Source organism: Microcoleus sp. AT8-B5 (assembly GCF_036705565.1).
Taxonomy (GTDB): Bacteria; Cyanobacteriota; Cyanobacteriia; order Cyanobacteriales; family Microcoleaceae; genus Microcoleus.
The window spans coordinates 82,686-103,846 of the sequence record NZ_JAUBUY010000011.1 but is presented as its reverse complement, the minus strand read 5'-3'; the positions used below and the strand labels follow the sequence as shown (position 1 = coordinate 103,846).

Below are 21,161 nucleotides of genomic sequence, written 5' to 3'. Positions count from 1 at the left end.
TATTGTTCATCTAATGTACGATCGGACACGCAAGCTTTGAGAACGGCTTTTGCTCCGATCTTAATTTTTAATTTCTAATTTCTTAAAGCGAAAGGTGGTACAATGAACGACCTCGACCAATACTATAAAGTGCTGGGACTGTTGCCGGGAGCTTCCAGAGAAGAAATTAGCCAAGCCTACAAGGATTTAGCGTTCATTTGGCACCCCGATCGCATCCCCAAAGACAATCCCAGACTACTACAGAAAGCTGAAGAGAAGATTAAGGAAATTAATCAAGCTCGCGAACAATTGCGATCGATTCAACCAAGAGGTCAGAATCAAAACGTTCAGCACAAACATACTCAGCACAAACACACCCAGCAACAAAACACCCAGCACAAACATACCCAGCAACAAACTACCCAGCAACAAAACGCTCAGTACAGAAATACTCAGCAACAAACTACCCAGCAACAAAACGCTCAGTACAGAAACACTCAGCAACAAACTACCCAGCAACAAAACGCTCAGTACAGAAATACTCAGCAACAAACTACCCAGCAACAAAACGCTCAGTACAGAAACACTCAGCAACAAAACACTCAGTACCAAAACGCTCAGCAACCCAATACTCAGTACCAAAACACTCAGTACAGAAATACTCAGTATCCAAACACCCAGCAGCAAAACACTCAGCCACCACCAGCCACCCCAAAAGAACCCCGCTACTCTTCTGAACCCTCTTCAGGGAAATATCCTGGAAATTATGCGGGAAACTATGGGGGAAACCCTGCAGGGCCCTATTCAGAGGCCTCCCGCTACCAATCGCAGCCCCCGCCATCTCAGTCTTACCGCCAAGCGGGGCCCCAAGCTCCCGATTTGAGCGGTTCCAACTTCAAAGGAGCTTCCTTAAAAGAAAAGGATTTTTCAGGGAGAAACTTGAGCAATGCAAACCTGAGTGAAGCCGACTTAAGTGATGCTTTTCTACACAACGTCAATCTCACAGGCGCGAATTTGCACCAAGCTAACTTGTTCAGGGCTAATTTGTTAGGAGCTTGTTTGATCAATGCCAACTTGAGAGAAACCAACTTAATCGGAGCCGATTTGAGCGGTGCTGACTTGAGCGGTGCTGACTTGACAGGAGCGAAAATTGGTTACGGCGATCGAGTTATGGTCAAACTTACCCGGACTACATTAACAGGTACAATCTTACCCGACGGTACTGTTCATAGCTAAATATATTTAGTTTTTAGTCAGTGGTGGTAGACGCGGGTTTTACCCGCAATATTTGCTGCAACTCCAAATACAAAAAAATCCGCCCTTTGCGAATTTGGGATAAAAACTTATATACTGTCCGCTAGAACAACCGCAAGAAAATTGGTTCGTAGTGAGGCGGTTCGTCGTCAGAATTCTATGAGGACTTGCATTCCTCGCTGCGTACCCATAATGCTTAAATTACTTGACATGATATTACGCGATCGCGATCGCACAAACCGAGTTTTTTTACCCGGTTCAACAACTGCAACGAGGTTTGTTCGTTCATCAAACCCCCTTTCTGTCTCCAACACGGCTAATCGAGATTCATATTACAGCAACCGCCAACATGGTTCCTGTTCTGTTTTTTCCTTCTTCCTTCTTCCTTCTTCCTTCTTCCTTCTTCCTTTTTCCTTCTTCCTTCTATCCTTTACATCCGTTATATCCGTTACATCCGTTACATAATCCGTTGCCGAACTTCCTTCCCTTATTAATTACTTCCACCACGGCGATTGCGTAACTTTCGTCCAGCAGCCAGCATAGCGCCTCCCGCCATCAAACCCCCCACAGTCATCGGTTCGGGAACCGGCTCAGGTTGAACCGTCTCCAGAGAACCGCCTTTAATAAATACAGCAGAATCTAAATAGCCATCGCCCACATCTTTAATGCGGATGCTGAGAACATTCGTCTGATTTTGCTTGAGCAAACCCTCAAAACCTAAAACTTTAGTAAAACCGTCGAGCTTAACGATGTTAGCAGCAATACCTGTCCAACTTGGGTTGTCAATATAGTCGGGGTGATCTTTAGAGCGATTATATGGATCGGGAACAAGATTATTAATCGTAACAGTTTTTCCGTCGCTCAATTTTGCCAAATTAGTGCCGTTCAGCAGCAGTTCAAAATTGTCATTATATTTATTAGAACCGCCGAACTCAGGAAACTCCTCAGAAGCAAATACATATTGAAAGAATAACTTTTGAACAGTGCTATTAGCAAAAAAGCTGAGGTTTAGCTGAGTCGTATCCCCTTGTTCACCCTTAGCACCAAAATCCGTGCTTAAATCGCTGTCCTCTGTCGTGAAGTTATCTTTCCGATTCTGACCCGGTATATCGGTGACTCTACCAGTGCTCAGAACAACACCTGATGTCAAACCGAAGGGGTCATTAGTGAAAGTACCAAAAGCAGCAGAATTACCCGTAATTGAAACAGAAAAATTACTCAAGCCGACTGTATTAGCTCCCAATAAATTATTTTTCAAAGTCTCAGTGTTATTCGTTGCCCCTACCGAAAATGCCATGGCTGGCGCTGCCAACAAACTCAGAGCAGTAGTTAATGTAGCTGTTAAGGCAGCATTTTTGTGAGTAATTATCATAAATTTTTCCTAAAAGATACAAACCTGATTCTCTGCACACCTTAATTTTTACATTATATAACTATTAATGTCTAGTAGCTTTACAATAACTTTACATATAAGTAGATTTACGCTTTGTGTGGTTATTTTTTTTTGTAGTTATTGGCAGTTTGTCAGCCTATAAACCTCAGCGCAAAAATACGGAGGCAAAAATACAAGTACACAGACTAATAATTTTATCCCTTACGCACTGGCAACCCAAAAAACCTGGTTTTGATACCGTTGGGACTCTCCAAAATGACTCATGACTAATAGCTAAGGACTCATGACTCATGAAAGATGACTAATAGCTAAGGACTCATGACTCATGAAAGATGACCTCGCCCAAAAAAACCATACAAGCCCCCGATTCCTGTCGTAGAGAGATCAAAATTTTTGACCCTAGTTCAATATCCCAGATTGATCTCTGGAGTAAATCTAAAATCCTTCGACTGAGTGCGACTCGACGGCGCGTCGAAGTCTAAAATCTCTAATCGACTGACTGTTGACTAAAATCCCCTTGCTTCTCCTTCGCCGCGCCGATCGGCAGCCCCTTCCAACCAACCATCCGCAGTCAGGACGATCGCATTGGCATTGCCCCAGCCATCACCTTCGACAATCTGGTGTCCCCGCCGCCGCAACTCCGAAAGCGTCGCAGCCTCAAAACCTCCCCGTTCCACCATCAGGCGATCGGGCAGCCACTGATGGTGAATCCTCGGTGCGGATACAGCCTCACCAACATTCATGTCGTAAACCAACACATTCAGCACAATTTGCAACACCGTAGTAATAATCGTGCTGCCTCCGGGAGCCCCCGCAGCGAGGCGAAATTTGCCATTTTCTGTCACGATGACCGGCGTCATGCTGGATAAAGGAGTTTTCCCAGGGGCGATCGAATTTGCCTCCCCGCCCACCAAACCAAACAAATTCGGCACTCCTGGCGCCGCTGCAAAATCATCCATCTCGTTGTTGAGCAAAATTCCCGTACCTGCAGCCACGACTCCAGCCCCAAAACCGCCATTCACTGTAAACGTCAAAGATACCACATTGCGCTCTTTGTCAACTACCGTGAGGTGGGTAGTTTCGGGAGACTCCCACAGGAGACGGTTCAAAGTTTCAGCGTCAACAGCTTTTACCTCGCTGGAGGGTCTGGCTTTTGACATTTGGATTTGCGATCGTCTCAATTTGGCATAATTGGTGCTAGTTAGAGCTTTGACTGGTACACTCACAAAATCCGGGTCGCCCAAATACTCAGCCCGATCGGCATAAGCAATCCTCATACTCTCCGCCAGCAAGTGCAAAGTATCTGGACTTTGCCTTCCCAACCTCTTGAGATCCGTATCTCCCAGAATATTTAAGATTTGCAACAAATGAACGCCGCCGGAAGAAGGAGGCGACATCGCGCAAATTTCGTAACTGCGAAAGTTGCCACAAACCGGATTTCGCCAAATCGGCGTATAGTTTTTCAAATCTTCGAGAGTGATAATGCCGCCATTTTTAGCCATGTCGGCGGCGATCGCCCGCGCAATGTCCCCGGTATAAAAACTCTGGGGATTTTGTGCAATCTGCCGCAAAGTCCGCGCCAAATCCCGCTGCACCAAAAGCTCACCCGGCTGGTATAAAATGCCACCACGAGTAAAAATCTCCCGCGCCGCCCGGTTTTTTTTGAGCACCTCCTGTCGTCGCCCGGTAGCCGTGGTAAACCGCGAACTTACCGGAAAGCCTTTTTCAGCCAGGGCGATCGCCGGCGCCACCACCTGTGCCCAAGGCAACTTACCATACTCGCGGTGCACCGTATAAAGTCCAGCAACAGTGCCCGGAATACCCGCCGCCAAATGCCCGTCCAGACTTGCCCTTTGGCGCACCTTCCCTTGCTTGTCGAGGTACATATCCCGCGCTGCCCGTTGCGGAGCTCGTTCCCGGAAATCCAGCGCTTGCACAGTCCCCGTTTCGGCCCGCCGCAGGAGCAAAAAACCCCCGCCCCCGATACCCGCCGAAAAAGGCTCCACCACCGAAATCGCCAAAGCAGTAGCAGCCGCCGCATCCACTGCATTACCGCCCTGTTGCAGCAGGGCCAGCCCCGCAGCGCTCGCCAGAGGGTGAGCGGAAACTGCCATCCCCTGTTTGCTGCGCTGCTGCTGCAAGGTTGGCTGTAGCTGTTGCTGGCAGCCACCCAACACCAAGACTGTTAGGCAACAAGTATAAATTCGTACTTTAATCAATAAATTTTGCAACATTTTTTACGGGTGAGGCGAGGGTTTTTTATCAGAAGATTGGGTTTAAAACCCCGTCCTTTTACGACGGCTTTTTCCATTTCCAAGTAAAGTAACACATCCATCTAAACAAATGAATATGGTACAATAAGCCCGGTAAGCTCATCTAATTTGGTATAGAACCCATTTGACATCTTGGAGGGTGCGAGTCGATCGCCCGTTGTCTGTCGATCGCCATAAATATCTCAAATGGGTTCACAAGAACCGCTATTGACAGGATGCTCCTTTATATCTTGCCCCTAAAGTCAATCGATTTTAGATTTTAGATTTTAGATTTTAGATTAAAGAATTGACTTGCGCCAGATAAATGCGGGGGCTTGAGGATTTTCGATTTTGGATTGATTCCACGGATAAATCACGTGGCGGGTACCACATGAAGAAATTCGTGGTCAAGTACAATTTATAGAAGCCATTTGGGATCTTTTCCCTCATCAAGTTATAATAACGCTCTGCGATCGCGGAGGGTGACAAGGGAGCATCTCAATGAAAGCAGACTAGCTATAAATTAGAGTTTTGAGGCCATCTTGCTGCGGGGCAGGAGGAAAAAGTCAGAAGGAAGGAGCCAGAAGAAGTGTTTTTACAAATATTAAGATGCTCCCGAAAGATCGGATGAGTAGTACGAATACTCAACCCCTGCGCTTTAAGATTGATGGCTAACCAACTTGAAAATATCAGTGAGTTGCTTTTCGGTTTTCAGTGCCGAGATAAACCAGTTCAATCCTTCAGGTAACGTCAGCAATTACTCCAATCAGCTTAGTTGATTTTTCCGAAAATTAATTCACCCTGATTAGCAAGGGGGATGCGAGGAGGATCTCGCCCGGAATAAACAGTTTTAACCCAAGCGTAAGCTGTTCGGCATTTAAAAGACGATAGTAGGGTGCCCAGCGTACAGAAGTGTTTCCCTTGTAAGCGTAAGTGTTCACTCCTGACGCACCATACAAACTCGTTAGTGGTTTAAATGCTCCACAGCTTATTGAGTTAAAACCGACTCAAAACTCAAACAGAAAATAAAAGAAAATATCCTCATCAGCCCTCATAGCGAGGACTTCCGCTTTCAGACAGGGATTTTTAACCCCAGGCGGACTCAACCGCATTTGCCAATGATGATTCCGCAAACCGAACCTCCACAGACGGATAACACCCTAATGGAAGCATTAACATCGCCGTTACGTTTCGTTACGATAAGGAGACAGAGAGAAAAACCTCTCCTTCGTAAAATCAGAGGTAGCCATTATGAACGGTACATTTCGCGTCGGCAACCTGTTTGGGATTCCCTTCTTTGTCAACGCATCTTGGTTTTTAGTTCTGGGTTTAGTAACCTGGCAGTACGGCGGCGCATTAGCTGCCCTGTTTCCCACATTGGGCCCCGTAGCGCCCTGGATGCTGGGATTATTCACAGCGTTACTGTTATTTGCTTCCGTCTTAGCCCACGAATTAGGACACAGTTGGGTAGCCATTAAACAGGGAATTGGCGTGAAATCGATTTCGCTATTTCTGTTTGGCGGACTGGCTAATTTAGAAAGAGAATCCAAAACCCCAGCCGAAGCATTTTGGGTAGCCATTGCAGGCCCGTTGGTTAGCTTATTTTTATCCGGTTTGTTAACAGCCATAGGCATCGGTGCTGGACTCACAGGCCCCGCAGCAGCCATCGTGGGACTTTTAGCTTCCATCAACTTAGTTCTAGCCTTATTTAACTTAATTCCCGGTTTGCCCCTCGACGGTGGCAACATCCTCAAAGCAATTGTCTGGAAAATTACTGGCAACCCTTACAAAGGTGTAATTTTTGCTAGCCGCGTCGGTCAAATAATTGGTTGGATTGCCATTGCTACAGGCGTGTTCGGCAATATTTGGAATTTAGTAATCGGTTGGTTCTTACTGCAAAATGCCGGTCAATCGGCCCAATATGCCACAGTCCAAAATCAACTGGCAGGCCTGACAGCCGCAGATGCTGTTACCCCCGAAAGTCCGATCGTCTCCCAAGACTTGTCCCTCAGAGAATTTGCCAACAACTACGTTATCGGTAGCGCTCAAACCTGGCGCAGGTTCCTGGCAACAGATGATGCCGGACAATTGGTAGGGGCGATCGACCTTGATGACCTCAAAACCATTCCTACCGGACGCTGGCCCGAAGTTTTAGTCAAAGAACTCCTGAAGCCGATCGAATTTTCCACCACAGTCAAACCAGAATTATCCCTCCTTGAAGTCGTCACCCTTCTGGAACAACTCAAAGTACAAGAACTCCCCGTCATTCGCGAAAACGGTGTCCTAGTAGGACTTGTAGAAAAAGCTGAAATTGCCCGCCTGTTACAAAGACGAGCCGAAGCGAACCCTGCTTGATATCCTCAGATACTTGACAAATAAGAGTTAACCCCCTCGATTTACCCTTACCAAAAGGGCGATCGGGGGGGTTAACTTTAGCTTCAAAAAAGTCAAGTCAACCACTCAATTATTAGCAGTAAATCAAACATGATTATCATAGTGTATTGAGAGTCTGAACGAACACCTTATGCCATCTCATGACTCTTGTGGCAGCAGCTAAAATAACTGTTCGGGGAGCATCTATGCAGAACAGCTACTTTATAGATAAGGTGGGCTTCGGCGCACTCGAAAGCTCAGCCCCCTATCGCTCAATTTCAGCCATCAAATCTAGTATTTTTTGATAATCAAAATTATATAGATGATTCCTCAGAACTTCCGCAAAAACATCATTATCGCTGCCGATTTCCTCAATAGTTGTGGCAATCAAATCGAAGTCAGCCTCACGGACTGCCTGTTTTAGAGTTCTCGCCCATTCTGGGGAAACTTTCGGCTTGGAGTCCAGCGTAAATATTGCAGCACTATCAGATATTTTTTCTTGTACCATACTTGAACTCGGCGATAAATCCTTGACTTCAACATATTTATTGATGACTTCACCAGCACCCGTTGCGGTAACAACTTGAATATCAAACTTGAAGACAGTCCCTTGTCCCACTTCGCTCTCGACGGTAATGTCGCCCCCCATTAATCTTATGAACTCGCGGCTGATATTTAATCCTAAACCCGTACCTGTTTGAACTTTTTTTTCAGATGCAGTTTGCACCAATAATTCAAATATGCTTTCTAATTTGTCCGGGAAAATACCAACTCCTGTATCTGCTATGGCAAAGGAAATAATGACTGTCTTTTGAGTTTCCACAAAATCAAAAGCTTCGTTCAATATAGGCTTAATTATTTGTTTTTTATTCGGCTCCACAGTAACTGAAACTGAACCGGAAGGGGTAAATTTAACCGCATTATCTAATAAGTTAATTAGCACTTGTCGCAACTTAACATCATCAGTTTGCACGTATTGGGGAACATCGGAAGAGCAGTCAATAATTAATTGCAATCCTTTATTTTTTGCCGGAATTTGAAACATATTTTTCACGTCCCCCAGCAAGCGGTACAAGTCAAAAGTTTTGGCGTTGAGTGTCATGCGGCCAGCTTCTATTTTAGATAAGTCTAAGACTTGATTGATCACTTGGAGCAGGTGTTCTCCGCTGCGGCGAATAATTTTGATATTTTCTTTTTCCGGCAAAGTTAAATTAGTGCTGGGTTCCATTAATTGAGCGAAGCCGAGAATGGCGTTGAGGGGGGTTCGCAATTCGTGGCTCATGTTGGCGAGAAAGAGGCTTTTAGTTTTGTTGGCAGCTTCTGCGGCTTCTTTGGCTTGTTGAAGTTCTTGTTCTGCTTGTTTGCGATCGCTCGTATCAATAATTATGCCGTGCCAGACAATATCTCCATTTTCGCGCAATTCTGGTCGAGAATAACCTTGCAGCCATTTGAGTTTTCCCGATGCTGTCACAATCCGCCACTCGTGGGAAAATAGTTCTAGATCAGTGGCACTTTTGACAATTGCCTCGAAGTGACTGGATCGATCGTCCGGGTGCATTTGTTCGTAGAGTAAAGCAGAGTTGTTCTGGATTTCCTCCGGCTCTAATTCTTGAATCTCTCGGCATCGAGGACTGATATATTCCATCTTGACTGATCCGTCGGGATGCTGCACGAATATGTAAAGTTCTCCCGGAACAGTGTTCGCTAATTTGTGAAACAGAGCTTCGCTTTTTTGCAGGGCTAATTGTGCTTGTTTGCGATCGCCAATATCAATCCCAAATCCAAACAAGAAATCCAGGTTGCCACCTTCGTCGAGCACCGGTGTGCCGTGCCACTCCACTAACAAAGTCCGATCGTCCGAAGTGAGAATGCGATGTTCGTTAACCGTTTGCTCCCGCGCTGTTACGCCCGTAAAAATCGAATGCAATCCGGCTCGATCGCTTGGGGGTACAAATGTCGCTAAGTAATCTTTGCCTGCAACTTCTGTGGCAGTATAGCCCACCGCTTCCAGCATACAGTTATTCGCCAGCAGGATTTTACCCTCAGAGTCGATCGCCACAAAAAAAATCGGAGAATTTTCGATAATCTTTAAGTTAAAGTCGCGCTCTTGACGGATAATTTTTTCAGCTTGCTGGCGCTCCTCAATTTCGAGCTGCAAGCGGGCATTGATCGAGGCTAGCTCGATCGTGCGATCGACTACTTCAATTTCCAGGGTACGGTTGTAGTCAGCCAATATTTGCTCTGCGTGTTTGCGAGCCGTAATATCTTTAAAAACATTAAGAACATAAAGGATATTCCCCCCACCGTCAAACACCGGCAGCGCTCGCACTTCCAAACGAATATTTTTCCCATCCAGGCGAATATCCATATCTTCAGCAATCACCTCGAAGCCACTCAACGCCCGTGCAAACGGCATTTGATCTGCCGGGTAAAGTTGATCGGTTCCTGTTATATAAGTTTGATAAGCTTCTGCTAGCTCTGTTGCGGTAGCATCGGGCATTTCTCCCCTACCCAATATCTGCTCACCCGCCGAATTCATGAAAATAACTGCGCCACCCGGAGTCATCGCCGAGACTCCAACAGGCAAATTTTCTACCAGTTGGGCAAATTTTTCTTCACTTTCTGCCAAAGCTTGAAAAGACTTTTTCAGTTGAGCAGCCATCTCGTTGAAAGACTGGGCTAATTCGCCGACTTCCTCAAGCCTACTGACAGCCACAGCGCGATCGAACTCTCTGGCGGCAATATCTTTAGCTGCTTCATTGAGCCGCAACAGCGGCAGCGTTACCCACCTAGCTGTCAGCACTCCAGCAATTGTCGATAGCAGTAGCGCCGCCCAACAAAGTAAAATTGTAGTGCGCGTATTTTTGTTAATTTGCCCCATGAAATCGGATTCGGGCACTGCGATCGCAATCAGCCAGTTCAAACCGTAAACATCAGAAAACGGCAGCACTTCCACAAAATATTCCTGCCCGTCTCGGCTAAATTGCAATTGCTGTCGCTGCTTAATGTCGCCAAAGCCCCCGAAGTGTTCGTACAAATATTTAGCTGCGGTGCGAATGATAGGAGTTTGGCTGTCTAAAACATTCAGCCGCTGCAGTTGCGGGTTTCCCGACATCTTTCTAAAGGGTGATTCTTGACTTGAACTGGCAATCAGCAAGCCCGATCGTTCGATCGCGAAAATTTGTCCCGTTTTGCTAAGCTTGATGCGATGGAGATATTGCTGAAGCTCCGAGAGCGAAAAGTCTACGGCACAAACTCCCAGCAATTTACCATTTCGATCGCGAATTGGTTGGCTGGCAGCAATAAAAACAGTCCCAGGAGTAAAACCTCGATAAATACTCGTCCAAATCGGTTTATTAGCTGCGACAGCTTCTTTGTACCAGGGGCGGAGACGGGCATCGTAGGTTCCGGGTTCTGCCTTTAATTTAGCGGTGCGAGTGCCGTTGCCGTCTGTAGCGTAGTATATGTTCTGAAAGTTGGTAGACTTGTTCGCCGCGACAATTTGCAAGCTGCGATCAGTGGGGTTGCGCCAAATGCCGAGATATTCTCCTGATTTTTCAGCACCGAAGGAAATCCATTGAATGCTTTTAAAAGATCGCATTTGCTGCCAGAGGAACTTCTCTCCCCGAGGCTGGGGCTTTTCTAACTGTAAGTTTAATTCACCGCGCTCGATCGCCGAGGCGTTAAGTTGATTTACCCACTGGGTAGGTTCGAGAAAAGAAATCAGCTTTTCTTCAACTCTCTTTCCCGTCTCCGCGATCAATTTCTCGGCGAGCTCTTCGACTGCTTTGTCTCCGTTGCGAAAGGACAGATACCCGACAATCCCAACGGCTGCGACGATTTGCAGCACAAAAGAGGCCACTAGAAGGTGACGCAGGGGGATTTTTATTTGGTGTTGAGAAGTTTTGCTCGCGAATCGGGGCAACGGCATAGGCTGGTGACTAATTGCTCCCTAACACTTTAACTGTTCCAGCCTGTAATTTCACTTACGGGCGATCGAGGTGTTTCCTTGCCCTCAAAACCCCTCCCACACAGACACAACTCATGAGCAAGCACGAAACTTATACAATTTTAGATTTTAGATTTTAGATTTTAGATTAAGGATCGCGACTTAAATAACTTACAATTTTAATTGTTATTGTGGGATGGGCTCTTATAGCCCGTCCTTAAAAGACGGGCGGGACGCCCATCCCACTTTCAAGAGTGGAAGTTATTTAATTCTCATTCCTAAATAATTAGGGATGAATGAGGAAGCACGTGCTTTGGAGTTTGCCGACACTTGCATTATTTTTTTTTAATTTTAAACGGGTATTACGCACTCTTGGCCCAGAATACCTCCGCAATTTTCTTGCTTTGTTAGGTTTCGTAGCTCAACCTAACCTGCTTCTTGCCTGGAACCTCGACCATCGAAACTTAACATTCATCCGTTAAATGCGCTATACAATCCCTTGGTGAGCATCCATGCGTTACATCCGTTAAATCCCGTACACAATCTGCGGCAGAACTTCTCTTCAACAGCTACGCGGAAAATCCCCCGCTTGTCCAAACGGATATAGCGAGGGGCGAGAATAGGTATTCTCGCAAAATATAAAGTGGTGGCAGTGGCTTTTGTCGAGCCATTGCCATCTATAGAAGCCATAGTGTTTTAGGCTCACAGAAAGATTTCAGAGCCAATTCTCTGCTCGCAGTCAATGCTTGAAGTCAAACCAACCTGTTCAAGCAAGAAGTCAAAGCAAGTCGTAAAAGCCTAGGATTCTTCTTCTTCGCGATCGATTTGGCGCAGGTGAATGTGCTTGCGTCCCAGAGAGATTTCAAATTCATCTCCCGGCTGGAGTTCCATCTGTTTGGTGTAGGCCGCTCCAATCAGTAAGTTGCCGTTAGATTGAACGCTAATCCGATAGCTGGCAGAGCGTCCGCCGCGTCCGTTGCCGTTTTGCTTCCCGTCTAGCTGAATGCCTTCTGCATCAATCAGCGCATTCAGGAATTTCATCATGTTGACCCGTTCTACGCCGTTCTTGGTAACGGTATAGTAGCCACAGGCTCTAGCTTTTTCTTCCTTGGTAAGGTTCTCTAGGTCTTTGACCTTTTTGATCAGATCTTCGCCTTCAAGGGGTTCGATATTTTTCTTTTTAGCCATTTACTGAGTCCTGAAATATTCAACTGGTGTACGGATTTTTTCTCGGTAGGTTTTTGGTTTGACCAAGAAACTTTAGCTTTATAGCTGGTCGTAAAACTATATTACACCGATCGGCTCAATTGTTAACCACTATTATCTAAATATTTTTAACAACCTGCAGTCTTTCTTGAGGAGTAGCAGCAGCAGGTGCGAGCAATCTCTAAACTCGGTAGCATAAGCTATCACCTATCAGCTAGCTGAATATTTGCCCCGCTCTTAAAATCCCATGAAGTTAACCACACGCGGACACTACAGTGTCAAAGCATTACTGGATCTAAGTTTGCAACCTCGCTTCGGCCCGACATCGGTGAAATCGATAGCGAAGCGACAGGAGTTACCGGCTCCTTATCTAGAAAAATTGCTGATTGAAATGCGACGAGCCGGTTTAGTCCAATCAGTTCGGGGTGCCCAAGGTGGATATCAATTGGCCCGCCAGCCCGCTCAAATCTCTTTAGGACAAATCTTAGAGGCTGTAGGTGAAACTATTGAACCTTTACCTCGACATTTTCCCGACGCGACGCAAGCAGAGGACTGGGTAACATTCAGTTTGTGGAACCGATTGCACAAAAAACTTGCCGAAGCGCTGTACAGTATTTCCCTCGAAGACTTATACTATGATGTCCGCAGTTGGCAAGCGGCTCTTGGGGAAGAAACTAGCTTTATCATTTAAATGGTAAGTTCATTCATTCGATCGGCAGCAAGCATACATGGACGCAACACTTGTTACTTACTTTGGCGGCTGTCACTGCGGTGCTGTCCGCTTCCGTGTCGCCGTTGACAAACACCAAGCATCTGATTGCAACTGCTCTATCTGTAAAAAGAAGGGATTTTTGCACCTCATTGTGCCACCGGAACGTTTTACCTTGCTCAGTGGCGAAGATGTTTTGACAACCTATACATTTAATACAGGAACCGCTCAACATACTTTCTGCCGAATTTGCGGCATTCACTCGTTCTATCGCCCCCGATCGCATCCGGATCATTTCGATGTCAACGTCCGCTGTCTTGACTCAGATGCCATCAAACACTTTCAGATCCTACCCTTTGACGGTGTTAATTGGGAGGAGAACGTACACTTGCTGGGCGACTACAGTAATCTCAGCAGTTAGAGCAACCACGCCTGATGATGATGAGGTTTTGAATTGCTCAAACCCTTGCCTTTATTGCTTCTTCCTTCTTTCTTCTACTATAAAATCGCCCCTCAAAAAATCAAAGTCCGCAAGGGTAGCAGGAGTTAAAATCTGCTCTCTGGGGCGATAACTCCTGCTGTGACAATGAAGGAAGATGCTTCGAGTCCCCGGATTCATCCGTGGAGCGAGAAAAAAGATCCTCGCTCCCCATCGCCAGTCCCCGGATCTATCGGTGGAGTCGCTTTCTTCAATTCTAAAATCTAAAATCTAAAATCTAAAATCTAAAATGGATTGACGGACTATCAAGTTTGACACAATATATAATGATGCCGGATGAATTTCCTGTTTTAATTTTAGCTGCGGTGTTGGATTATTCGATCGGCGATCCTTGGGGTTGGCCGCATCCCGTGCAGGCGATGGGTTGGGCGATCGACCGTTATACTCGACTTGTCTTTAATATATGGAATAATCCCGCAGGCAAAATGCCTGAAGCCGGGGATAGTCCCGCTGGCGAGCAGCACAAACTGCTGCTGCGAGGTGCTGGTACAATACTAGCGATCGGGCTGATTGTAGGCAGTTATACTGTCAGTTGGTCGATCGTCCAAGCTGCTAGTTGGGTGCATCCTCTTTTAGGTATTGCCATACAGACCATTTTGCTGGCAAGCTGTTTTGCAGGTCGCAGTTTGAGGGCGGCAGCAGAGGATGTGCTAGCACCTTTAAATGTTGGAGATTTAGTCAAGGCGCGAGAAAGGTTGAGCCTTTACGTCGGCCGGGATACCGAAAACTTATCCGAGCCAGAAATTCTGCGAGCATTGTTAGAAACTGTAACAGAGAATGCAGTCGATGGCGTGACAGCACCGCTATTTTATGCCTTACTTGGGTTCGCTCTGCCACATCTATTATTAAGTGTTACCGGTGCGCCGATCGATCCTAACTCGATGTGGGCGAGTGCTATAGTCCCCTTGGCGATCGCTTACAAAGCAGCCAGCACATTAGATTCTACGATCGGCTACAAAGAAGCGCCATACACTGATTTAGGATGGTTTAGCGCCAAACTAGAAGACGTGCTGACGTGGATTCCTTGCCGGCTAACAGTGATTACTTTAGCCGTTATATCTGGCAAACCGATTTACATTTGGCAAATTTGTCAGAGAGATGCTGTTAAAGATGCCAGCCCCAATTCCGGTTGGAGCGAGTGCGTTTACGCCGCCATCTTGGGAGTGCAACTAGGAGGTACTAATTCCTATCGCGGAGTTCTCAAACACAAACCGCTGTTAGGCGAGCCGGTTCACCCGATCGCAGCGCCGCTAATTTGCCAAGCATTGCAATTAACTCGGTATTGCTTTCTGATTTGGTTGGGACTATCATTGCTTTTTTATACCTTATTATGTTTGAGCCGCTAACTGCTGACTGCACCCGACCACAGATACCAGCTCTCAGCAGGAGTCTGGGAGAGCAAAAAAGTTTTGACGTTAGTAGTTCCCACCCCAGATTCATCTATCAAGTCAATCTAAAATCTCAAAGCTCAAATCCCAAATCGTTCCACTCCCAGATTCATAGACGAGCAATTGCACAAATCTTTGATTGATACATAAACCGCAGATAATGGCAGATACACACAGATAAACGCAGATAATTTGCGAGGGAGAGCGAATGAATGCAAGATGTCTCATTTGTCAAGTCAGTCTAAAATCTCAAATCTCAAATCTCAAATCTCAAATTGTTCGATATGCCAACAGCCAACAATTAGCTCGCAGCAACCCATGACTAAAATTATCCAAATTTTATCCCCTGATGAAGTGAGGCGCACTCTCACCCGCGTCGCTTCCCAGATTGTCGAAAAATCAGGGAATCCCTCGGAGTTAGTGCTGTTGGGCATTCATAGTAGAGGAGTGCCTTTAGCTCAAATTTTGGCAGATCAAATTGAAGTCCTCGAACAAGTCAAAGTATCCGTGGGCGCTTTGGATATTACCTTTTATCGAGATGACTTGGATCGAGTTGCGATGCGGACACCGGCTAAAACAGAAATTCCTTTCGATTTGACGGGCAAAACCGTGGTGTTGGTAGATGACGTTATATATAAAGGCAGAACGAGTCGAGCGGCTTTGAATGCGGTAAACGATTACGGGCGGCCGGAGAAAATTTGGTTAGCGGTATTAGTCGATCGCGGCCACCGAGAAGTACCGATTCAGCCGGATTTTACGGGTAAAAAGTTGCCGACTGCAAAGGAAGAACAAGTTAAGGTTTACGTTCAAGATATCGACGGGCGCGACGGAGTGGAGTTAATTAAGGGATAATACGATTTTAGATTTTAGATTTTAGATTTTAGATTGGGCACAAATGACTGTTAAACAATGTCCAGCTAAATAAACTACTTAGGGTGCGCTGTAAGTAGCGCGTCAAGCCACTTTTTGCGTCCATCACCGAGCAAAATACTTCGTTTCCGCCCGCTGACAACGTAAAAAACCCGGTTTCTACCAGAATAGGGGCTTTTGGGTAAGCAATCCTCTAGGAAGAAACGGGGTTTTTCGGGCGCTGAGCGTCCTAAGTTATTAAAAATCGGCAGTGCAGGAGTTGAACCTGCCTGGGGCGAATTATGAGTTCGCTGCCTAAACCGCTCGGCCAACTGCCGTTAAATCGATTTCTTCGACCTAACTCAAAATGAATTATAACATAATTTCTCAGTCCGTGCTAGAACTAGAGAACAAAAATCAAAATCTTTAGAGCGGCTGAGTCCCGATCGCCTGTTAGCCAATCTTAGGCAAGCCGATCGACCGGACAAAGCAGTTTCTAGGACTCGGCATAAACTTATAGGCAATGGCAGTGAATTCGACGGTAGTGCTGACTCTAATTCTGCTCGCTCTCATGTTTGGAGCAGGCGTGACGAGTTCTGTTTGGGGATTTACTATAGGTCGCGAAGCCTTGCAAGGAACGACTCAACCCGATGTTCGTCCCAGCAACAATGCTGGCAGCGGCAAGCCTGGAAAGACCGCTAGCAAAGACCAAGTGAGCATTTTGAAAGAAAAAGACATTCTCACAACCGTCAAAGCACGGGTAGAAGGTCGCGATCCCGAAAAAACGGCCGGGGCAAATACTAAAACAGAGAAGGCAAGCTCTAAAGCAGCCGCGGCCAAAAAACCGGCGGCACAAAATGCCAGCGCCAAGTTTCCCCTGAACAGTCGCGACGGGGGAATAACTCTGGAAGTGAGCGCGTCCAGTCAGCGCAACAATTCCATGCTGCTAGACGTGAGCATGAAAAATGAAGGCTCCCAAGCTGTGAGGTTTCTCTACAGTTTCTTGAACGTCACTGACGATCGTGGCCGGGCCCTGAGCGCGACTGCCGAGGATTTGCCGTCGGAACTGCCCCCCAACGGGCAGGTGTTTTACGGTACGGTGAGTATTCCCACAGCTTTGCTAGAAAATGCTAAGGAAGTTTCGTTGACGCTGACAGATTATCCAGGTCAAAAACTTCAGTTGCAAATATCTGGCATTCCAGTGGCGAAGTAATATAAAAGAAGACCAAACCTGCAGAGGGATTCTCAGGTTTGATCGAGAAAGTTTTTTTAGGGAGCATTGTGTCACTTTTAGGGGCGAGAGTGCAGGAGATATCTGATTTACCCGCGATGAGTTTGACAGAGGTGCTGTCGCGGTTGCTGTCAGTGCTGTTGCTGATTGCGATTAATGCTTTTTTTGTGGCGGCTGAGTTTTCGATGGTGACGGTACGCCGATCGCGCATCAATCAGTTAGTGGACGCTGGCGACGTTGCAGCTTTAACTGTGCAATCTTTGCAGCAAAGTATTGAGCGATTGCTCTCAACAATGCAGTTGGGAATCACTCTTTCTAGTTTAGCTCTCGGCTGGATTGGGGAAAGTACGATCGCCGTGCTAGTGAGAATGTCGATCGGCTATTTGCCACTGCCAATTTACATCAAGTCGGCGATCGCCCATTCTTTTAGCATATCAATAGTAACTTTTTTGTTGCTAGCTTACCTGCAAATCGTACTGGGCGAACTCTTTCCCAAATCTGTAGCCTTACTGTATTCCGAACAGTTAGCCAGAAGTTTAGGGCCTCCGAGTTTATTGATTGCCCGTTTGTTCAAGCCCTTTGTGTCGTTTCTCAATCAATCTACTCGATCGCTCTTGCGGTTTGCGGGCATCGAATACGATCTAAGGCATCGACCGGTTACTCCCGAAGAACTGCAATTAATTATCGCTACTTCCAGCGAATCCAGCGGCTTGGAAGCAGAAAAGCGAGAATTGCTCAACAACGTGTTTGAATTTGGCGAAGTTTGGGTAGAAGAAGTAATGGTGCCGAGGCCTAGCATTGTCGCACTTCCCAAGACGGCCACATTTCAAAATTTGCTCGACGAAATGGCGATTTCTAACCATTCCCGCTATCCCGTGACGGGAGATTCTTTAGACGACATTATCGGCATTATTGGCTTCAAACAACTTGCGAAACCCCTAGCTGAAGGTTTGCTATCTCCCGACACGCCAATTGTAACTTGGATGGGTTCGGTGAGGTTTGTACCGGAGATGATGCTGCTGGGGGAACTGCTGCCTTTGATGCAGAGTTCGTCGGAAGAAATTGCGATCGTAGTTGATGAATTTGGTGGCATTTCCGGGTTAGTGACGCTGAGGGATTTGATTGCGGAAATAATCGGCCGCAGCTACGAGTCACCCGACAGCAAAGAAATTGCTTTGCAAGTATTGGACGATCGCACTTATTTAGTGCAAGCGCAGTTAAATTTAGATGATGTGAATCAAATATTGAATTTGGATTTGCCAGTAACTGACGAATATCAGACAATCGGAGGTTTTCTGAGCTATCAGTTGCAAAGAATGCCGGCTGCTGGGGAAGTTTGGCGCGGCGAAAATGTGGAACTTACGGTTGTTTCTGTGTCCGGGCCGCGCTTGGATCAACTTCAAATTCACTTGTTGGAAGGGGCTGCGGGCGATCGAGCTTTAGATGGAATTGCAGCAGCGGATGAGGAAGTTGTGGGGAAAGGGCGAAAGAATAGCGGGGTGAGTAGTGTGGCGAAATTTTCTAGTTGAGAATATTTTAGCGAATACCTAGATAATCTACTCGCTCGAAGTCGCTGCGTACTAAATCATCTAACGTCGGGCCTTTGGGGCGTAAATTAATGCGATCGCCAGCCCTCACATTTTCGTAATATACGAAGGGAATGTAGATATCTTGCTCCTCCATAAAAGCGTAAGTAAAGCGAAAGGCACTGTCAATGTCCTCAGCTTTAACCTCACGAAAGTCAGAGAGGAATAGGAGATCCATTTCTTCCTCAAAGTACAGCATCTCCGCAAATGCACCTCTGTCGTAGCAGTTATAACCAATGTAACCGCAAGTGTCGCTGCATTTGTAGTAGATGGCGCGAGTGGATGGGAAGCTGGAAAGAGTGATCGCATCTCCTTCTCCAAATACAAGGGAACCGGGATGATGATTCAGTTGCTCAACGATCGTCCAAGGATGTCCTCGGAACTGAAATACAATATAGCTTTCGGCCGTAATTTCGATTTCGCGATCGTAGATATCCCGTTCCCAGACATCCGCGCGTCTCGCCCTACTAAGCTTTTGCGCCACTGACTCAATAGGAGCGCGAACGAGAAGTAGATTTTGGTTTCTGTCAATTGTTTCAATACCTCGGCGCTCTTCAATAGACATAATTTTTAGCTTGTAAAAAACAATCAATAATTAGTCTACCTCTTTTTCAGACTCTAGCGAATGCTCAGGAACAACCAGGGTGCTTTATAATTGATTCATCAGGTCAAGTAAATAGACTCGATCCTTTATGCAAGCGAGATGAACAGCAGAAATTAAAGAATGCCATGAAAGCTCAAGAACTTTATCAACAAGGATTTGACCTCGGTCGCAAAGGACAGTATAAGGAAGCAGTTGAAGCTTTTACTCAAGCAATTAATCTCAATCCTGATTTTGTAGAAGCTTATATTTACCGTGCTTATGCTCGGACTGGAACTGGAGACCAACATGGGGGAGTTAAAGATTTTCAGAAAGCTATGGATATCTACAGGGCTAGAGGACGATCAGACATAGCTGATCAGCTTTTAGTCCCATTGAATACGCTGCAAAATGAAATTAAGGATGAACAGGAAGACCAGGGTCAACCGGAAGTTGAGGATGAGCCGGAAGACAAATAAGCAGCCTACTGATTCAAAATAAATTAAGGAATGCGATGGAAGCTAAAGAACTTTATGAACAAGGATTTGACCTCGGTCGCAAAGGACAGTATAAGGAAGCTGCTGAAGCTTTTACTAAAGCAATTAATCTTAATCCGGATTTTGTAGAAGCTTATATTATCCGTGCTCGTATGCGAGCTGTAATTGGAGAAAAACAGGGGGGAGTAGAAGATTTTCAGAAAGCGATAGATATCTACAGGGCTAGAGGACAATCGCAAATAGCTGATATGCTTTTAGTCCCATTGAATTCGCTGCAAAATGAAATTACGTTCGGACAGGAAGACGAGAGTCAACTGGAAGTTGAGGATGAGCCGGAAGGTAAATAAGCACTCGGATGATTCAAAACTAACTAAGAATCAATTTTAAAAATTTTAGTCATGCAGGACTTACCCATCAAAACCCAAGAAACCGGGTCTTTGGCAGTTTCTGCCATCTGTAACATATTCTTGCGAAAAAACCCGGTTTCTGACCAGGAATTTCTTGATGGTACAAGCCCCCGGATTTATCCGTGGAATCAATCCAAAATCGAAAATCTAAAATCCTCAAGCCCCCGCATTTATCCGTGGGGTCAATCTAAAATCTAAAATCTAAAATCTCAAATCGATTGACCACCCGCTGCGATGCTTAGAAACCGGGTTTTTTACCGTTTCGGCGGGCGGAAGCGAAGAGACTCGAAAAAACCCGGTTTCTGGGCCGTCGTGCGTAAGTCATCTTTAAGCGTAAGGCACCGGATCTTTCAATCCCAATTCCTCAAAAGCAGCCAGCCGCAACCGACAAGAATCGCAAACGCCACAGGCATTTTCCCCGCCTGCATAGCAAGACCAAGTTTGCTCCCAAGGTACTCCTAATTTGTTGCCTAATTGAATAATTTCGGTTTTTTTAAGTTCGATCAAAGGTGTTACAATATTAATAGCTTCTCCTTCTCTTCCCTGCTTTGTTCCTAACCGAAATACTTCCTGCATGGCTTGAATGTAATCGAGGCGGCAGTCGGGATAGCCGGAATAATCTAAAGCGTTGACGCCGATGTAAATACGATCGGCTTGTAGAGTTTCTGCGTAGGCGAGGGCAAAACTGAGAAAGATCGTATTTCTAGCTGGAACGTAGGTAGTGGGGATGTTTTGAGACATTTCTCCAAGAGTGCGATCGCGAGGCAATTCCATCTCATTATCCGTCAAAGCGGAACCGCCCCACAGTGTTAAGTCAAAGTTTACTATCTGATGTGCCTTAACCGCTGCCGAAAGTGCGATCGCCCTTGCTGATTCCAACTCCCGCCGGTGTCTTTGATTGTAGTCAAAGGAAATAGCGTAACACTCGCAGCCGTCGGCTTTGGCTTGATACAAAACTGTTGAGGAATCCAGCCCTCCCGACAATAAAATAACTGCTTTCACTTAAAAC

The 21,161-nt window shown here is 46.1% G+C and carries 17 protein-coding genes and 1 tRNA gene; 10 read left to right on the top strand and 8 right to left on the bottom strand.

Features of this window, described 5'->3' with window-relative positions:
* The first annotated feature begins 102 nt into the window (after nucleotides 1–102).
* On the top strand, nucleotides 103–1,215 hold the full coding sequence (locus QUB39_RS10135; RefSeq protein WP_333485058.1) for a pentapeptide repeat-containing protein: 1,113 nt from the start codon (nucleotides 103–105) through the stop codon (nucleotides 1,213–1,215).
* A 508-nt stretch (nucleotides 1,216–1,723) separates the two neighbouring features.
* Here the strand turns inward: QUB39_RS10135 and QUB39_RS10130 are convergent.
* Both QUB39_RS10130 and ggt read right to left on the bottom strand, forming a co-directional pair.
* The gene (locus QUB39_RS10130) at nucleotides 1,724–2,605 is read right to left on the bottom strand and encodes a choice-of-anchor L family PEP-CTERM protein (RefSeq protein WP_333055039.1); all 882 of its coding nucleotides are present in this window, start codon (nucleotides 2,603–2,605) and stop codon (nucleotides 1,724–1,726) included.
* Nucleotides 2,606–3,132: 527 nt separating this feature from the next.
* A complete protein-coding gene (ggt, locus tag QUB39_RS10125) occupies nucleotides 3,133–4,860 on the bottom strand; it encodes a gamma-glutamyltransferase (protein WP_333055038.1) in 1,728 nt (575 codons plus the stop codon).
* 1,269 nt (nucleotides 4,861–6,129) lie between these two features.
* Between ggt and QUB39_RS10120 the strand changes: the two genes are divergently transcribed.
* Complete coding sequence (locus QUB39_RS10120) at nucleotides 6,130–7,233, top strand: site-2 protease family protein (protein WP_333208807.1); 1,104 nt, start codon at nucleotides 6,130–6,132, stop codon at nucleotides 7,231–7,233.
* 283 nt (nucleotides 7,234–7,516) lie between these two features.
* On the opposite strand, the gene QUB39_RS10115 is transcribed toward QUB39_RS10120, so the two are convergent.
* The 3 genes from QUB39_RS10115 to QUB39_RS10105 form a co-directional block, all read right to left on the bottom strand.
* The gene (locus QUB39_RS10115) at nucleotides 7,517–11,101 is read right to left on the bottom strand and encodes a PAS domain S-box protein (RefSeq protein WP_333208805.1); all 3,585 of its coding nucleotides are present in this window, start codon (nucleotides 11,099–11,101) and stop codon (nucleotides 7,517–7,519) included.
* 570 nt (nucleotides 11,102–11,671) lie between these two features.
* Nucleotides 11,672–11,890 (bottom strand): hypothetical protein, encoded by a 219-nt coding sequence (locus tag QUB39_RS10110; protein ID WP_333208803.1) that lies wholly within the window; start codon nucleotides 11,888–11,890, stop codon nucleotides 11,672–11,674.
* A 108-nt stretch (nucleotides 11,891–11,998) separates the two neighbouring features.
* Nucleotides 11,999–12,388, bottom strand: coding sequence for an AbrB family transcriptional regulator (locus QUB39_RS10105; RefSeq protein WP_015179394.1), 390 nt, complete (start codon nucleotides 12,386–12,388; stop codon nucleotides 11,999–12,001).
* A 265-nt stretch (nucleotides 12,389–12,653) separates the two neighbouring features.
* Here QUB39_RS10105 and QUB39_RS10100 point away from each other — a divergent pair, with 265 nt between their 5' ends.
* From QUB39_RS10100 to pyrR, 4 genes are all read left to right on the top strand, one after another.
* Nucleotides 12,654–13,097 carry an Rrf2 family transcriptional regulator gene (locus tag QUB39_RS10100; protein ID WP_190656033.1) on the top strand — a complete coding sequence of 148 codons (444 nt, stop codon included), beginning with the start codon at nucleotides 12,654–12,656 and terminating at the stop codon, nucleotides 13,095–13,097.
* 37 nt (nucleotides 13,098–13,134) lie between these two features.
* A complete protein-coding gene (locus QUB39_RS10095) occupies nucleotides 13,135–13,536 on the top strand; it encodes a GFA family protein (RefSeq protein WP_333208801.1) in 402 nt (133 codons plus the stop codon).
* 344 nt (nucleotides 13,537–13,880) lie between these two features.
* Nucleotides 13,881–14,960 (top strand): adenosylcobinamide-phosphate synthase CbiB, encoded by a 1,080-nt coding sequence (cbiB, locus tag QUB39_RS10090; protein ID WP_333208867.1) that lies wholly within the window; start codon nucleotides 13,881–13,883, stop codon nucleotides 14,958–14,960.
* A 360-nt stretch (nucleotides 14,961–15,320) separates the two neighbouring features.
* Complete coding sequence (gene pyrR / locus QUB39_RS10085; protein WP_333055026.1) at nucleotides 15,321–15,854, top strand: bifunctional pyr operon transcriptional regulator/uracil phosphoribosyltransferase PyrR; 534 nt, start codon at nucleotides 15,321–15,323, stop codon at nucleotides 15,852–15,854.
* Between the two features lie 262 nt (nucleotides 15,855–16,116).
* Here the strand turns inward: pyrR and QUB39_RS10080 are convergent.
* A tRNA-Ile gene (locus QUB39_RS10080) sits at nucleotides 16,117–16,189 on the bottom strand.
* A gap of 185 nt (nucleotides 16,190–16,374) precedes the next feature.
* On the opposite strand from QUB39_RS10080, the gene QUB39_RS10075 reads away from it, so the two are divergent.
* On the top strand, nucleotides 16,375–17,064 hold the full coding sequence (locus QUB39_RS10075; RefSeq protein ID WP_333055025.1) for a hypothetical protein: 690 nt from the start codon (nucleotides 16,375–16,377) through the stop codon (nucleotides 17,062–17,064).
* A gap of 68 nt (nucleotides 17,065–17,132) precedes the next feature.
* Nucleotides 17,133–18,611 (top strand): hemolysin family protein, encoded by a 1,479-nt coding sequence (locus QUB39_RS10070; RefSeq protein WP_333208798.1) that lies wholly within the window; start codon nucleotides 17,133–17,135, stop codon nucleotides 18,609–18,611.
* 7 nt (nucleotides 18,612–18,618) lie between these two features.
* Here the strand turns inward: QUB39_RS10070 and QUB39_RS10065 are convergent, their stop codons facing one another.
* The gene (locus QUB39_RS10065) at nucleotides 18,619–19,233 is read right to left on the bottom strand and encodes a hypothetical protein (protein WP_333208796.1); all 615 of its coding nucleotides are present in this window, start codon (nucleotides 19,231–19,233) and stop codon (nucleotides 18,619–18,621) included.
* Between the two features lie 164 nt (nucleotides 19,234–19,397).
* Here QUB39_RS10065 and QUB39_RS10060 point away from each other — a divergent pair, with 164 nt between their 5' ends.
* Complete coding sequence (locus QUB39_RS10060) at nucleotides 19,398–19,727, top strand: tetratricopeptide repeat protein (RefSeq protein ID WP_333147054.1); 330 nt, start codon at nucleotides 19,398–19,400, stop codon at nucleotides 19,725–19,727.
* Between the two features lie 35 nt (nucleotides 19,728–19,762).
* The gene (locus QUB39_RS10055) at nucleotides 19,763–20,092 is read left to right on the top strand and encodes a tetratricopeptide repeat protein (protein WP_333208794.1); all 330 of its coding nucleotides are present in this window, start codon (nucleotides 19,763–19,765) and stop codon (nucleotides 20,090–20,092) included.
* A gap of 387 nt (nucleotides 20,093–20,479) precedes the next feature.
* On the opposite strand, the gene queC is transcribed toward QUB39_RS10055, so the two are convergent.
* Nucleotides 20,480–21,154: a 7-cyano-7-deazaguanine synthase QueC gene (gene queC, locus QUB39_RS10050; RefSeq protein WP_333208792.1), complete on the bottom strand. Its 675-nt coding sequence runs from the start codon at nucleotides 21,152–21,154 to the stop codon at nucleotides 20,480–20,482.
* Nucleotides 21,155–21,161 lie beyond the last annotated feature (7 nt).

What these genes read in the sequence shown, in the direction of transcription:
- QUB39_RS10135 (WP_333485058.1), top strand. Translation starts at nt 103, where the DNA reads ATGAACGACCTCGACCAATACTATAAAGTGCTGGGACTGTTGCCGGGA.
- QUB39_RS10130 (WP_333055039.1), bottom strand. Translation starts at nt 2,605, where the DNA reads ATGATAATTACTCACAAAAATGCTGCCTTAACAGCTACATTAACTACT.
- ggt (WP_333055038.1), bottom strand. Translation starts at nt 4,860, where the DNA reads ATGTTGCAAAATTTATTGATTAAAGTACGAATTTATACTTGTTGCCTA.
- QUB39_RS10120 (WP_333208807.1), top strand. Translation starts at nt 6,130, where the DNA reads ATGAACGGTACATTTCGCGTCGGCAACCTGTTTGGGATTCCCTTCTTT.
- QUB39_RS10110 (WP_333208803.1), bottom strand. Translation starts at nt 11,890, where the DNA reads ATGGCTTCTATAGATGGCAATGGCTCGACAAAAGCCACTGCCACCACT.
- QUB39_RS10105 (WP_015179394.1), bottom strand. Translation starts at nt 12,388, where the DNA reads ATGGCTAAAAAGAAAAATATCGAACCCCTTGAAGGCGAAGATCTGATC.
- QUB39_RS10100 (WP_190656033.1), top strand. Translation starts at nt 12,654, where the DNA reads ATGAAGTTAACCACACGCGGACACTACAGTGTCAAAGCATTACTGGAT.
- QUB39_RS10095 (WP_333208801.1), top strand. Translation starts at nt 13,135, where the DNA reads ATGGACGCAACACTTGTTACTTACTTTGGCGGCTGTCACTGCGGTGCT.
- cbiB (WP_333208867.1), top strand. Translation starts at nt 13,881, where the DNA reads ATGATGCCGGATGAATTTCCTGTTTTAATTTTAGCTGCGGTGTTGGAT.
- pyrR (WP_333055026.1), top strand. Translation starts at nt 15,321, where the DNA reads ATGACTAAAATTATCCAAATTTTATCCCCTGATGAAGTGAGGCGCACT.
- QUB39_RS10075 (WP_333055025.1), top strand. Translation starts at nt 16,375, where the DNA reads ATGGCAGTGAATTCGACGGTAGTGCTGACTCTAATTCTGCTCGCTCTC.
- QUB39_RS10065 (WP_333208796.1), bottom strand. Translation starts at nt 19,233, where the DNA reads ATGTCTATTGAAGAGCGCCGAGGTATTGAAACAATTGACAGAAACCAA.
- QUB39_RS10060 (WP_333147054.1), top strand. Translation starts at nt 19,398, where the DNA reads ATGAAAGCTCAAGAACTTTATCAACAAGGATTTGACCTCGGTCGCAAA.
- QUB39_RS10055 (WP_333208794.1), top strand. Translation starts at nt 19,763, where the DNA reads ATGGAAGCTAAAGAACTTTATGAACAAGGATTTGACCTCGGTCGCAAA.